At 63.1% G+C, this 13849-nt stretch carries 14 protein-coding genes; 5 read left to right on the forward strand and 9 right to left on the reverse strand.

The window, feature by feature from the left end:
• The first annotated feature begins 29 nt into the window (after positions 1–29).
• The 3 genes from ACK8OE_RS13180 to ACK8OE_RS13190 all read left to right on the forward strand — a co-directional run bounded on the left by ACK8OE_RS13180 (position 30) and on the right by ACK8OE_RS13190 (position 3249).
• Positions 30–857 (forward strand): glycoside hydrolase family 16 protein, encoded by an 828-nt coding sequence (locus ACK8OE_RS13180; protein WP_290798166.1) that lies wholly within the window; start codon positions 30–32, stop codon positions 855–857.
• A gap of 44 nt (positions 858–901) precedes the next feature.
• Entirely contained in the window at positions 902–1225 is a 324-nt protein-coding gene (locus tag ACK8OE_RS13185; protein ID WP_410272886.1) for a hypothetical protein, read from the forward strand.
• A gap of 74 nt (positions 1226–1299) precedes the next feature.
• Positions 1300–3249: a TonB-dependent receptor plug domain-containing protein gene (locus ACK8OE_RS13190; protein ID WP_410272887.1), complete on the forward strand. Its 1950-nt coding sequence runs from the start codon at positions 1300–1302 to the stop codon at positions 3247–3249.
• An 18-nt stretch (positions 3250–3267) separates the two neighbouring features.
• Here the strand turns inward: ACK8OE_RS13190 and ACK8OE_RS13195 are convergent, their stop codons facing one another.
• The 4 genes from ACK8OE_RS13195 to ACK8OE_RS13210 form a co-directional block, all read right to left on the reverse strand.
• Positions 3268–4038 (reverse strand): ThuA domain-containing protein, encoded by a 771-nt coding sequence (locus ACK8OE_RS13195; protein WP_290798175.1) that lies wholly within the window; start codon positions 4036–4038, stop codon positions 3268–3270.
• Positions 4039–4205: 167 nt separating this feature from the next.
• Positions 4206–4916 (reverse strand): hypothetical protein, encoded by a 711-nt coding sequence (locus ACK8OE_RS13200; protein ID WP_410272888.1) that lies wholly within the window; start codon positions 4914–4916, stop codon positions 4206–4208.
• A gap of 60 nt (positions 4917–4976) precedes the next feature.
• Positions 4977–5996, reverse strand: coding sequence for a LacI family DNA-binding transcriptional regulator (locus ACK8OE_RS13205; RefSeq protein WP_410272889.1), 1020 nt, complete (start codon positions 5994–5996; stop codon positions 4977–4979).
• Positions 5997–6124: 128 nt separating this feature from the next.
• On the reverse strand, positions 6125–6949 hold the full coding sequence (locus tag ACK8OE_RS13210) for an alpha/beta hydrolase (protein ID WP_410272890.1): 825 nt from the start codon (positions 6947–6949) through the stop codon (positions 6125–6127).
• Positions 6950–7310: 361 nt separating this feature from the next.
• Here ACK8OE_RS13210 and ACK8OE_RS13215 point away from each other — a divergent pair, with 361 nt between their 5' ends.
• Positions 7311–8666, forward strand: coding sequence for an MFS transporter (locus tag ACK8OE_RS13215; RefSeq protein WP_410272891.1), 1356 nt, complete (start codon positions 7311–7313; stop codon positions 8664–8666).
• Here ACK8OE_RS13215 and ACK8OE_RS13220 read toward each other — a convergent pair whose 3' ends face one another.
• The 4 genes from ACK8OE_RS13220 to ACK8OE_RS13235 all read right to left on the reverse strand — a co-directional run bounded on the left by ACK8OE_RS13220 (position 8667) and on the right by ACK8OE_RS13235 (position 11273).
• Positions 8667–9287, reverse strand: a complete 621-nt coding sequence (locus ACK8OE_RS13220; protein ID WP_410272892.1) for a hypothetical protein — start codon at positions 9285–9287, stop codon at positions 8667–8669. It lies immediately after the preceding gene.
• Positions 9288–9323: 36 nt separating this feature from the next.
• Positions 9324–9584 carry a hypothetical protein gene (locus ACK8OE_RS13225; protein WP_410272893.1) on the reverse strand — a complete coding sequence of 87 codons (261 nt, stop codon included), beginning with the start codon at positions 9582–9584 and terminating at the stop codon, positions 9324–9326.
• Positions 9585–9641: 57 nt separating this feature from the next.
• On the reverse strand, positions 9642–9845 hold the full coding sequence (locus tag ACK8OE_RS13230) for a cold-shock protein (RefSeq protein WP_013480794.1): 204 nt from the start codon (positions 9843–9845) through the stop codon (positions 9642–9644).
• A 504-nt stretch (positions 9846–10349) separates the two neighbouring features.
• Positions 10350–11273 (reverse strand): LysR family transcriptional regulator, encoded by a 924-nt coding sequence (locus ACK8OE_RS13235; protein ID WP_410272894.1) that lies wholly within the window; start codon positions 11271–11273, stop codon positions 10350–10352.
• Positions 11274–11346: 73 nt separating this feature from the next.
• Between ACK8OE_RS13235 and ACK8OE_RS13240 the strand changes: the two genes are divergently transcribed.
• Positions 11347–12300 (forward strand): NAD-dependent epimerase/dehydratase family protein, encoded by a 954-nt coding sequence (locus ACK8OE_RS13240; RefSeq protein WP_410272895.1) that lies wholly within the window; start codon positions 11347–11349, stop codon positions 12298–12300.
• On the opposite strand, the gene ACK8OE_RS13245 is transcribed toward ACK8OE_RS13240, so the two are convergent.
• Positions 12287–13729 carry a methyl-accepting chemotaxis protein gene (locus ACK8OE_RS13245; protein WP_410272896.1) on the reverse strand — a complete coding sequence of 481 codons (1443 nt, stop codon included), beginning with the start codon at positions 13727–13729 and terminating at the stop codon, positions 12287–12289. The genes ACK8OE_RS13240 and ACK8OE_RS13245 overlap by 14 nt on opposite strands.
• Between the last annotated feature and the right edge of the window lie 120 nt (positions 13730–13849).

Here is a 13849-nt window from a genome sequence, read left to right on the forward strand (position 1 = left end):
GGGAGGGCGTTAAAAACAAAGGAAACGTCATGCTGAAATCCCTGATCCTGTCGGCGGTGACGCTGACGGGCCTGTCGGTGGCCGCTGAAACGCGGGCGGCCGATGCCACCTCACCCGTTCCGGCGGGCTATGCGCTGGACTGGGCCGAGGAGTTCAATACGCCCGGCCTGCCCGATGCCAGGACTTGGGTCTATGACACGCAGGCCAACCGCACTGGCTGGTACAATAACGAAAAGCAGTATTACGCCGCCGAACGGCTGGAAAATTCCGAGGTGAAGGACGGCACGCTGCGCCTCACCGCGCGCAAGGAGCGGCTAAGCGACCGCGCCGATTACGGCGGGCAGGACTACAGCTCGGCGCGCCTGATCACGCGCGGTAAGGTCAGCTTCCTGTATGGTTTTTACGAAATCCGCGCCAGAATGCCGTGCGGTCAGGGCTCATGGCCGGCGATCTGGATGCTCGGCACCGATGCGGGGTGGCCGGACGGCGGCGAAATCGACATTATGGAGCATGTGGGCAAGACGCCGGGCCGGACCTTTGGCACGGTGCATAACCGCTATACGATCGACAGCGTGGGCGGTTCCGGCAACGGCAATGGCATCGACGTGCCCGATGCCTGCACCGCCTTCCATAAGTATCAGCTTCTGTGGACACCGCAAAAGCTCGACTTCTTCGTCGATGGTCAGCGTTTCCATACCTATGTCAAAACCGACAAGCCGGGGGCGTGGCCCTTCGACAAGCCGCAATTTTTGCTGCTCAATCTGGCCATCGGCGGCAATATGGCCGGTGAGGTGGACGACGGCATCTTCCCGCGCACCTTTGAGGTCGATTACGTAAGGGTGTGGAAAAAGCGCTAAAACCCCTGCTTGCGGTGGCGAGGCCCGGTCCCTATAAACAGCCCATGCGCTCTGGTCTCCTCAAAGTGATGGTGATTGTGGCGGGACTGCTGGCCATGCTGTCGGGCCTGCACGCGCCCGAAGCGGCTGGTCCGTGGGCGCATCACGAAGACACCCATCTGCACCTGCATGTCCGGTCGTCGGAAGCGCCCTGCTGCGCCGACAAGGGGGCGGCATCACTGAAGGTCTGCGGTCAGCATTGCGCCGCTATCGCCACCGCCAGCTTCCTGTTCATGCACTTGCCGAGCGTGAAGGCGCTGGATTTCCAGCCGTCTCACCGCCACAGCGTTGGCCTGAGCTATCGCCCGCTGGCCCCGCCGCCACGCTGAAACCCTGAAAAATGAACCGACGCGGAGCGCTTCGACGCGCCGCGCCCTTGCTTGCTCATTTTACGGGTTTTCCCATGTCTTACCCATACGGGGCCTTGCCCCTTCTGGCGGCTGCCGCCTTGCCGCTGCTTGCCTGCGTGACCGCCGCACAGGCACAAACCCTCCCCTCTCAGCCGGAAGACGCCATCGAAGAGGTGGTGGTTCAGGCCACCCGCGCTGGCCGCCGGCTTCAGGACGAGCCGATCCGTGTTGACGTCATCGGCCGCGAAGAGATCGACGAAAAGAGCCTGATGACCCCCGGCAATATCTCAACCCTCGTCAATGAGACGCCGGGCATCCGCGTGCAGGTGACCGCGCCGTCGCTGGGGGCGGCCAATATCCGCATTCAGGGCATGGCCGGGCGCTACACCCTGCTGCTCACCGACGGCTTACCGCTCTATGGCGGGCAGTCGCTCGGTCTGTTGCAGATTCCGCCGACCGATCTGGGGCAGGTGGAAGTGATCAAGGGCTCAGTCTCGGCGCTTTATGGCGCGTCGGCGCTGGGCGGGGTGATCAATCTCGTCTCGCGCCGCCCCAGCCCTGAGCCGGAAAGCGAAGTCCTGCTAAACCTGACCCACCGTGGCGGGCAGGACATCACGGCCTATAGCTCCGCCCCGGCGACGCAGAGCCTCAGCTATTCGCTCACCGGCGGCTATCACCGTCAGACCCGCAAGGATCTCGATGGCGATGGCTGGATCGACATGGCGGGCTTTGAGCGCTGGACGCTGCGCCCGCGTCTGTTCTGGTACGGCGACAACGGCGCCAAGGCGCTGCTGACGCTGGGGGCGATGCGTGAGCAGCGTAAGGGCGGCACGCTCAGCGGGCGCACCGTCCCGGACGGCACGGCCTTTCCCGAAACGCAGGCCTCGCGCCGCGTCGATGCCGGGGTTACGGCGCAGTTTCCGCTGGAGGGGCTGGGTACGCTCAGCCTGCGCGCCTCGTCCATGACCCAGCGGCACGAACACCGCTTCGGTGAGGTCATTGACCGCGACTCGCACCTGACCGGCTTTGCCGAGGCGGCGCTGAAGGGCGAGACGGGACCGACCGCCTGGCTGGGTGGGGTGGCCTTTCAGTCCGACCACTATCATTCCAAGGGGTTCAGTGACTTCAACTATCACTTCAGCGTCCCCGGCCTGTTCGGGCAGGTGGAGCAGACGATGGGGGAGCGCCTGACGCTGGCGGCCAGTGCGCGCCTGGATGACCACAGCCGCTATGGCAGGCAGTTCAGTCCGCGCCTGTCTCTGCTCTATCGTCCGGGCCACTGGACGGTGCGGGCCTCAGTGGGGCGCGGGTTTCATGCGCCCACGCCCTTTGTCGAGGCCATCGAGGCCACGGGCTTTGGCCGGCTGGAGCCGCTGGGCGACCTGCGGCCCGAGGTAGCGCGCACGGCCTCGCTCGACCTGACCTATGCCAAAGGACCGATCGAGGCCAATATGACCCTGTTCGGCGCGGACATAGACGATGCGGTGCAGCTACGCCAAACGGGCCCGGCCTCGGTCAGGCTGGTCAATGCGGCGGGCGTGACGCGCACGCGCGGTTCGGAATGGCGTCTGCGTTATCGTCATGAGGCGCTGACCCTGACCGGTTCCTACGTCTATGTCGATGCCACCGATCCCGATCCGTCGGGGATTGGCCGCCGCGCTCAGCCCACGACGCCGAAACACACCGGCGGCTTTGTCGCCATGTGGGAGGAACACGATATCGGGCGCATCGGCTTTGAGGCCTACTATACGGGGAGTCAGACGCTGGACGACAATCCGTACCGGAGCGAGAGCAAACCCTACTGGGAGCTGGGCCTGCTGGGCGAACGCGTGGTGGGGAAGGTGCGCCTGTTCCTCAATGCCGAAAACCTGCTCAATGTGAGCCAGACGCGGCACGATCCGCTGGTCCGGCGGCAAAGGGCGGCCGATGGACGCTGGACGGTCGAGGCCTGGGCCCCGACCGACGGGTTCGTGCTCAATGGCGGGGTGCGGATGCGCTTCTGATGCGGTTACCGGGCGTGGTCAGCGCGTCTGACCACGCCCGGTAACAGTCCAGTAGAGACCTCCCATAAGGTGCGTCAGATAGGTCGGGTCGCGGTACATTTCGACCGTATGGCCCAGCGTCGTGACAAAGACCCGGCTCTTTTGCGGACGGTGGTACCAGGCGATCGGATGATCCTTGCCCATCGGCTCGGAGACCTGACCGGGCCAGATCTTGCGCGGGTCATAGCTGGTCTCATCCACGTTCAGCACGGGGTGGATCGGCACCTGATACGGGTTGGTCGTGGTGTAGAATTCGTCGCTCCAGATCCAGCGCTCCGGCAGGCCGAAGGTGGCAGGAAAGCCCCTGTCCACGACCGTCACCACGCCCGTTTGCAGCATGGGGTGCACCCCGACCGTGCGCCCGACCAGCTTTTCGTACCACGCCCAGCTTCCCACCGGCAGGGCGATGGCGGCGCGGTGCACGATCACCGCATTGCCGCCGCCGGTCATATAGGCCTCAAAGCCTGCGCGCTGGGCCGGAGTGAGGTCTTCCACCGGCGTATTGAGCAGCACAATGGCGGCGTAGGCGCTGAGGTCCTGCTCCAGCACCGAGGCCGCATGCGTCCAGTTCAGATCAAAGGCATGGAGCTTCGACAGGCGCTCAAAGCTGTCGCGCGCCACGGGGATATATTCGTAATGGTACTTGCTGGGCATGGCCAGAACCAGCACCCGGTACTGACTGTCGGCGCGGCTGAGGGCGGGCGTCAGCAGGGACGCAGTGGCGGCGAGCAGAAAGGTCCGGCGTTGCATCAAGCCTCCCGTGGCGACAACGTTGTCGGGTTAGGCTACAGCGCATTCGGAAAAGTGTGCAACGGTTTTCGGACTCAAATGCGCGACAAAAGAAATAGAGCCGGATTTCGATTCAACCTGAACAAAATTCGCTCCAGCCGCACGGGACGCGTTCGTCAAGGGAGGGGTTAGTCGGAATAGTTGGTGGTCTTGGTACAGACGCGGCGGGACGGCCGATAGCCGCCCCAGATGGGGTCGCCCATTGCGCCTTCATAACGCACGCTGTCGCAGTCTTCGCCACGGTCGCGGTCCTTATTGCGGTCGCTGAAGTCAAGCGAGATCGACAGGGATTTCGACGTGCCGCCGCGCGCATAGCCATAGCCCCGACCATAGCCGTATCCGTAGGGGTCGTAAGCCGACGCCCCATAGCGTCCATAGCCCGGCCCGTAGCCATAGCCGTAAGGATCGGCATAGAGATAGCCGTTCTTGCCGTGATCGGTCTGGCTGTAGGCCAGGCCCAGCGTACCGGTTTCGCCCACCGGGATCAGGGTCGCCACATAGGCGCTCTTATAGCCGCCGGTGCCGATGGAGACACCCGCTTCGCCGTGAATCTGACGCTTTTGCGGCCCTGAGTCCGTATCGTCGCGGCCCCACGAGGTCGGCTGACGGCGCTCAGAGGCGCGTGTCCCGTCCAGCGTCGAAAGCACCTGCGCCTGCGTGGCCTTGGCCGTGTCTTCGGCGGTCACGGGCGTGACGCTGGCGGCGGGGGCCGCGGCATCAAGGGCCACCTTGGGGCGGTTGGTGGCCACGATCTCATCGTCCGCTGCGCACACCGCCACAGGCGTGACGACCAGCGTAGCGAGGATCAGACCGGAAAGGGCGAGGGGTTTCAGTGACATGAGGGGGACTGTGAGACGGCTATGCAGCCAAATTAAGGCCGGTATGTAACGCGGTGGTTTTTACCCCTCACGCGGGGCGGCGGCGGACCCGCGACGGACGATGAAATAGTCGAGTTGTTGCGCTGCCGGAACCTCGCGGCCATTGATGCGCTCCAGAAGCAGGCGCGTCGCCTCTTCGGCCAGCCCCTTCATCGGCTGATGCACGGTCGAAAGCGGCGGCCATACGCTGCTGGTGCCCGGCGCATCGTCGAAACCGACGATAGACACGTCTTCCGGCACCGACAGTTTCAGCTTGGCCGCCGCCGCCATGGCCCCGAAGGCGATATAGTCGGCGGCAGCGAAGACAGCGGTCGGGCGGTCGGCCTGAGACAGCAGGGCTTCGGCCTCATCGAAGCCGTTATTGACGCGCACATCGCCGCGCACCACCCATTCCGGTCGCGCCGTCAGCCCGGCCTCGGACAGGGCGCGCAGATAGCCGGCCTTGCGGTCGGCATTCGAGCCGCGCCCGCGCAGGTTTTCGATAAAGGCGATGCGTGTGTGACCCAGTTCGATCAGCCAGCGCGTCAGCTCATAGCCCGCCGCCACATCGTCCATAAACACATAGGGGCTGCGCTCGAAATGCTGAACCGGAGAGATGCGCACCACGGGCACGCCCAGCTCGTCGAACAGGTCGATCATCGCCGCATCATCACACACCGGCGGGGCCAGCAGCACGCCGTCAAAGCGCGAGGTGGCCAGTTGCGCCTTCATCTGCGCACGCGGCAGGTGGCGCAGTTCCGCCACCCCTTCGATAATCAGATGATAGCCGGCCTGGTGGCAGGCATCGAGAGCGCCGATCTGAAGCTCGTGCTGGTAATAGTGGGTGACGGGGCGCTCAAAAATCAGCCCGATCATATAGCTGCGCGACCCCGACAGGGCGCGGGCGGCGGGATTGGGCTTGAACCCCGTCTCGGCGATCAGCGCCTCGATCTCGGCGCGCTTTTCCGGCCGCACGCCCGGCTGCTTGTTCAGCACCCGCGACACGGTCTTGATAGAAACGCCCGACAGACGGGCCAGATCGACGATGGTGATACGGGACACGGGCAGACCGAAAAGGAATTAAACTCAAAGCCTAACGTGGGGTTGGCCCCCTGTCCAGACAAAGGCCAGGCAGACTATGACCCATAGGTCGGGACCAAGGGTTCCGTTTGAACCCGTCAGAATATCAATTACTTCGCGTCACCAGGAAAAAGGAAGCGGACTCCTTGCGTTGCCGCCGGGTGATAGATGGTCGCGTGGCTCTCATCCTTGAGCGGACGATAGCTCCAGACGATGTTTTCGGCCGGGTTGTTCTGCAGCGCGGTCACCAGACGATCCACACCCGCCTGCATGGTGCCGCCTTCATTGCCGATGGAAAGCCACAGGGTTCGCGGCGTCGCCGTCTTCGTCTTCAAAAATGAATCGGACATTTTGGACAGATTGCCATAGTCCCACCACAGGCTGGGGCTGACGGCGATATATTTCTGAAACTGTCCGCCAAAGCGCAGGAAGGTATCAACCACAAACAGGCCCGCCAGCGACTCACCCATAACTGCGTTCACCCCGTCTGTACGGTAGGCGGCATCGACCAGAGGCCTCAATTCTTCGACCATGAACCGGCGGAAAAGATCGGCCTTTCCGCTGGTCGGCAGAGTCTTTATTTCCTCTGGATCGGTCGAGGGCGTGGTGAGCTCGGCCTTGCGGTCCTTGCTTTCGATGCCCACAACGATCACGGGCGCGTTGGCCTCCCATGTCCCGCCCTGCTGGACCATACTTGCGATGTGCGCAAAATCCTGCCAGCCGTCGCCGCCGTCGAGGAGATAAAGGACCGGATAGCGTTTGTGGGCGGTTGCCGGATCGGCATATTCGGTGGGCAGGGATATGTTGACCCTGCGCGTATCGCCCAGAATATGCGAAGTGATGCGATACCCCTTGCCGATGTCTACGGGAATCCCCGCGCCGTCGAAACCTGTTTCCTGAGTCGAGGCAGAGGCGACAGTCGCCAGAGCACTCATGGAGGCGCTCAGGAGAAACATACGCCGTGACAAGACGGAGGCGGGTCTGCCGACACTGGGGGCAGAGGTGTTAAACTTATCCATCTTGGCTAAAGCGTCCCCTTTTGACCGCACTGACGCGGAAAATGGCGCTATGATACCTGCTACACCAGCCCTTGGGAAGTCGTGAGGCTGCGGATTGAAAGCCTTATGAGCCCTATCGTTCAGAGCTCATGTGGCGGGGCAGAATGGGGCATCCTAAGAGACTGTGCTATTTTTGAAACAGTTCATGACAACGTTGACGTATCGGCGCTTGCGCAGGGGATAACACTGCCCGACAGATAGGCCAGACCGCGAAAACGCGGCACCACAGGGGAACGAAATGGCCGCAACTGACCGTCTATCTTTGCGCGAAAAGATCGCTTATGGCGCAGGCGACCTGGGCTTTAACTTCTACTGGACGACCATTTCGGCCTTCGGGCTGATCTTCTTCACCGACGTCTTCGGCCTCGACCCGCTGGCGGCGGGGACCATGCTGCTGATCAGCCGCGTCCTCGATGCCTTTGCCGATCCCATCATGGGGGCCGTGGCCGACCGCACGCGCAGCCGCTGGGGCCGCTTTCGTCCGTGGATTTTCGGAGCCGCCGCGCCGATGGCGGTGCTGGGGGTGCTGTGCTTCTTCACCCCGCCCTTCGATCATGACGGCAAGCTGGTCTATGCCTATCTGACCTATAATCTGCTGATGATCGTCTATTCGATCGCCAACATCCCCTACAGCGCCCTGTCCGGCGTGATGAGCGCCGACGGGCAGGACCGCACCACGCTCAATTCGTTCCGCTTTGTCGGCGGCTTTCTGGGCGGCACCATCGTCACCTACGCCACGCCGCTGCTGGTCAAAAGTTTTGGTGGAGCCAATCCGGCGCAGGGCTGGCCGATCGTTATGGCCATCTATGGCGTGGCGGTCGTGGCCATCATGGCGCTGGTCGTCCTCAATACGCGCGAACGCATCAGCCCGCCGCCGCAGCAGGCCTCCAGCCCCTGGCGCGATATCCGCGACCTGTTCGGTAACAAGCCGTGGCTGGTGCTGTTTGCGCTGGCTCTGGTCATCATGGTGACCATCACCCTGCGCATGGCCACTTCAGCCTACTATATGCGCTATGTGGTGGGGCGTGAGGACCTGATCGGGCCGTTCCTGACCTCTTACGGCGTGGCGCTGGCCGCCGGTGCGCTTTTGACGCCCATGATGACGAAATGGATCGACAAACCGCGCCTGATGATGATCCTGATGGGCGCCGTCGCTGTCCTGTCGGCCAGCTTCTTCGTCATCCCGCCGGATCAGATCGGGCTGATGTTTGCGGTGCAGGTGCTGATCGGCCTGTGTCTGGGGCCGAAATCGCCGCTGGCCTACGCCATGTATGCCGACGCGGCGGACTATACGGAATACCGCTTCGGGCGGCGCGCCACGGCCATGACCTATGCGGCGGCAACCTTTTCGCAAAAGCTGGGCGGGGCGCTGGCCTCCTACCTGATCGGCGCGGGTCTGAAGGCCGTCGATTACGTCGCCAATGGTCCGCAGACCGTCGAAACCAAGGGCATTATCACCGTCCTGATGTCGCTGGCTCCGGCGGTAGCGGCCCTGATCTCGGTCGGGGTGCTGCTGATGTATAAGCTCGACAAGGCCAGCATGAGCGCCGTTTCGACCGAACTGGCGCGCCGTCGGGCAGCCTTGGAAGAGTGATTAACGAATCTGGTGGCGCAGGTCGTACACACCGCGCCGCGCGGCCAGAACGGCCCCCATCAGGTCGAGGCTGATGCCCGAAAGGTCGGGCTGAAAGCCGTCAATATCGGCCAGTCGGGTGGCCACAAAGTCCACCACCTGCCTCAGGTCGCTGGCGCGTGCCAGCTCCTCGACCGGATCAAAGATCAGGTTGATGACCTGACGCCGCAACTCCGGGCGGAAGTCGGTCGAGCCCACGTACAGGCGGACCATGTAGTCGATAATACGGCTCAGGCCGGCCATCTCGTTCAGCAAGGGCGGACTGAACAGAAAGCGCCTGAACTCTACGGGCTCCGAGCGCGACAGGGCGGCGGCCACGACGAACAGTGCCGCCGTCCATACGCGGTCGCGGCTGCGCCGCAGCAGGGGCATGTGGCCGTTCATCAGGCGGTCAAAGGCGGGCGTGTCGAATTTCGATAGTGTAATGCCGTTAAGGATCAGGGGTGCCAGTTGCGCCCAGGCTTCGCGACGGCGACCGGTCACCTTCTGCGGCTCCCACGGCTTCACCAGCAGCGCATCGACCAGATCGGCGATGTCGGACAGGGCGTCGGCGGTGGTAGCCACAGCGGGAGAATAGGTCATGAGGAGAGCTTTCAAAAACCGTTTCAGACAAAAAGGTCAGTCATTGGCGGAGATCAGTCGCCACTGCGCCGACTTGCCGGCGGCAAACAGACGCTGCATGGCCTGACGCACGCCGTGAATGGCGTCGCTGCGTTCGCTGTGATGCGCCACGGGCTCACGGTCTTTGAGCACCTGCCAGAGCTGACCGTCAAAGCGCACTTCAAACCGGGCAGGGACATGCGCGTTGACCAGCCCGGCCTCACCCACGGTCGGCCACAGGGAATCCCAGGTGTCGGCGGGGGAACGGAAAGGGGTCATGTGCAGGCTCCTTAGATCAAATAAAAAAGCCCGGCGGGGTTGCCGGGCTTCGCAGAGTCAGGCGGCCTGAAGATTGACCGCTGCCGCCTTGCCGCGGTCGCTCTGGACCTCGTAGGCGATCTTCTGGCCTTCGACCAGCATCCGCCAGCCGGCGCGTTCGATGGCGGAAATGTGCACGAACACATCATTGCCGCCGTCATCCGGCTGAATAAAACCAAAACCCTTGTTCGGGTTGAACCACTTTACAATACCGACAGCCATGTTGGCCTCCGTTCGCATATAGACGTGCGCCGTCTGCCCCGAAAACCGGGGCGTTCGAAAAAAGAAATGCTTGGGAGAGGCCAATACAGGCAATCAGACAAAGCGGTCTGTGTTTCGAAATTTTACTATAGCACAGCTTGAAATACTTTTCGCCCTAAAAGCGACATCCGGGCGTATTATTTATTCAATCTATCATTTCAGCAACAAGGCGGCGCAATTCTTCCGGCGTAAACAGGGGCGGGGTGGGGATGCGACTCGCAAAGGCGCGGTGAAGGGGGGCCGCAACGCGACCGTGACGGCCATTCGCGGCCGTGGGGGTATGAGAATTGTACATGATGTTCCTGTCCGCTGGGGGGCGGACTTAAAAAGGGTTGGAGCGCACTCGGCTTGGAAGCGGGCGCAGCCAGAACGAGAAGGGGAGATAAGGGTCAGGGACGGCACTTCGCCTGTCCGGACACAAGCACACCTTAAGCGCTAATTGCGGCTTTTCGGTGTCTTTGACCTTTAGCTGACCGAATAGACCGCCGCCGCCACGTCTCTCAGACATTCGCGGAACCAGATCAGGGCCGGGTCGCGGCCGCGCAGGCGGTCCCACACCAGCACCAGCCGCATCGGTTCCGGCGCCACGGGTGAGGGTACGCAGACCAGACCAAACGTCTCGGCCAGCCGCTGCGCCAGCGCTTCGGAGACGGTGGTGAGAAGGTCGCTGTGGCTGATGGCCGCCAGCACTGCGGTGAAATAGGGGGTGTTGAGGGCGATCCGCCGCGACAGGCCGCGCGCCGCCAGCGCGGCATCCAGCTCGGACTGACCGTCGCCAAAAATGCGGATGGCGGCGTGCGGGAAGCGCTCATAATCTTCGGGCGTGACGGGCCGGTCGGCCAGCGGGTGCCCCCGCCGCATCACCAGCGCCAGCCGGTCGTAACCCAGCGGCAGGGTCTCGGTGCCGACGGGCAGGGGCGTCGTCTCCAGCGCAAAGGCGAGATCAAGCCGCCCCTGCTGCATCAGGGTGATGGTCTCCGGACCATAGGCCGACACCTGCACGTCGATGCCGGGGGCCTCGCGCGCCAGCCGCGCCGTCAGGGCGGGCAGCAGCAGCAGGGTATGCACATCAGAGGCCACCAGCCGCACCGTGCGCTTTTCCTGCGCCGGGTCGAAGCGATCTTCGCGGAACAGGCCGCGCAAACCCTCAAGGGCCTCTGCCACCTGCGGGGCCAGCCGCTCGGCCCTGGGCGTCAGGGTCAGGCCACCGCCAGCGCGGATCAGCAGCGGGTCGTCGAACAGGTCGCGCAACCGCGAAAGGGCCCGGCTGACGGCGGGCTGGCTGAGGCCCACCTCGTGCGCGGCGTGGGTCACATTGCGCCGCCTCAGCAGGGCCTCAAGCACCGGCAGCAGGTCGAGATCGATAGCGGCTAAATTCTTATTCTGCATAATGCTTATATAAATAATGCATTTTTGGTATAGTGCAATCGGCGTTATCCTTGGACATCAACAGGAGTTCCCCATGTCCGAGAAAATCGTCATCTTTGGTTACGGCCCCGGTGGCCGCAGCCTCACCGAACGTCTGGTCGCCGAAGGCCGTCGGCCCCTGATCACGCAGCGCAAGCGCCCTAAAGACCTGCCTCCGGGCGTCGATTTTATGGCGTCGGACGTGCTCGATGCCGCTGCCGTGCAGGCCGTGACGCGCGGTGCGACCCACATCGTCATCACCATTGGCTTTGAGTATTCGACCGCCGTGTGGCGGCAAAGCTGGCCCGTGGCCATGACGAACCTGCTCAAGGCGGCGCGTGAGACCGGCGCGAAAACGCTCTTCTTCGATAATCTCTACATGTACGGACCGCAAAACGGGCCGATTTCGGAAATGACGCCCTATGCCCGCTGGGGCGGCAAGCCCGCCGTGCGCCGTGCCATCTCCGAGCAGTGGCAGGCGGCGGCGGCAAAGGGCGAGGTGATGATGAGCGCCCTGCGCGTGCCGGATTTCTACGGTCCCGGCGTCAGCAACAGCCACCTCGGCGATCTGGTCTTCGGGCGGCTGGCGCAGGGTAAGCCCGCGCAACTGATCGCCCCGCCGGATACGCCGCACGATTTTGCCTACATACCGGATGTGGCGCGCGCCATGGCCCTGCTGCTCGACCTGCCGGCGGCAGAATATGGTCAGGTCTGGCATATGCCGAGCGCGCCGACGCGCACGCCGCGTCAGTTGATCGCGCTGGGGGCCGAGGCGCTGGGGCAGCCCGCGCGGATTCAGGCCATCCCGCAAAGCCTGCTGCCCGTGCTGGGGCTGGTCACGCCCTTTATGCGCGAACTGCACGACATGCGCTTCCTGTTCGACCGCCCCTACCATATCGACGGCCGCAAGCTGACGCAGCGCTTTGGCTTTGAAGTGACGCCGTTCGAGGTGGGTATCCCGCAAACGGCGCTCAGCTATGGCCGGGTAATCAAGCCTATTCCTTCTTGACGAACTCGGCCAGACGGCTGCTCAGCTCCTGCGCCGTAGCGCGCACCGTGTCGGAAATGCCGGCCACCCGTTCGGCGGACTTGCCGGTGTTTTCGGCATATTCGGCCACGCGGCCCATGGTTTCGGAGACCGACTGCGCCACGGCCCGCTGCTCCTGCGTGGCGGAGGCCACCGAATTGACCAACTGGCTGATCTGGCCGATGCCGTTGATGACGCCGGACACCGTATCGACCGTCTTGCGCGTTTCGGCCTGAATGGCCTCGATGCGCTTGCCGATCTCCGACGTGGCCTTAGCCGTCTGTTCGGACAGGGCCTTGACCTCAGCGGCCACGACCGCAAAGCCCGCACCGGCGGCCCCGGCGCGCGCCGCCTCGATCGTGGCATTGAGCGCCAGCAGCTTGGTCTGTTCGGCAATGGAGGACACGGTGGACACCACGTCCGAAATGCTGCCGACCGCACTGGTCAGGCCTTCGAGCTGATGCTTGGTGCCGATACTGGCGGTTTCGACCGCCTCAGCCTCACGGGCCACGTCGGTGGTGCGCATGGCGACTTCGTGGATGGCGGTGGCCTGTTCCGACACCGCATTGGCGACGGTGCCGGTCAGGGTCATGGTTTCGCGGACATAGCCCGACAGCTCACCGGCCTGCGAGGTGACGGCATCGCCGACGCGGGTCATTTCGGCGACCGTATCTTCCATGCCCCTGGCCATAGCCACGCGGTGCGTCACCACGTACCAGACGAGCAGGGGCCTTCCGGCAATGCGGTTGATCTTCAGCTCCAGATATTCCGGCCCGACCTTGATCGTCGTCTGATGGCCGTCGCTGCCCATGGCGTTCAGCATCCGGTGCTGATGCTCAGGCACCTTGTGGAAGACGTCGATCTTGGAGCCGATGATCTCATCGGCCTTGACGTTGATATATTGCTGGATCTTGCCCAACATGCGGATTGAGGCCTGATTGGCGTAGTCGATGACGAAGGTATCCGGATCGCACGTCATGATCGGCACGGGCAGCTTGTCCAGCGTCTCCAGAAGGCGAGCGATGCGTTCCTGCTGCGCCTTGCGGCTCTCGACAACCGTGGCGATCTTGATGACGCCGGTGACGCGGCCGTTGGTTTCGATGGGTGAATAGGTGGCCTGAAGCGTGACGCGCTTGCCGCCCTTACCCAGCCGTTCAAATTCATCCGAGCGGAAGCGTCCGGCCTTCAGATCGGCCCAGAAGGCGCGATAGTCGTCGCTGGCCGCATAGGCCTGATCGACGAACAGGCTGTGGTGCCGCCCGATGATTTCGCTGCGACTATAGCCCATGGCCTCGCAAAAGCGGTCATTGGCGTCTTCGATGGTCCCATCGGGCGTGAAGCAGATGATGGCCTGGGTCCGCGACAGGGCCTCATAGCGCGGGCGTTGGTCGGTCTTCGATTTAACGAGCATGGCAAAACCTTACGCAACTTCTGACGTAGCATTGTTACGTCGTTGGTAAAGCGCGCGTTAAAATCGAACGATGTTTTTATAAAAAAAATTATAAAGTTCAAATGTTTATTTTGTCATAAC

It is taken from the genome of Asticcacaulis sp. W401b (assembly GCF_046503825.1).
GTDB lineage: Bacteria > Pseudomonadota > Alphaproteobacteria > Caulobacterales > Caulobacteraceae > Asticcacaulis.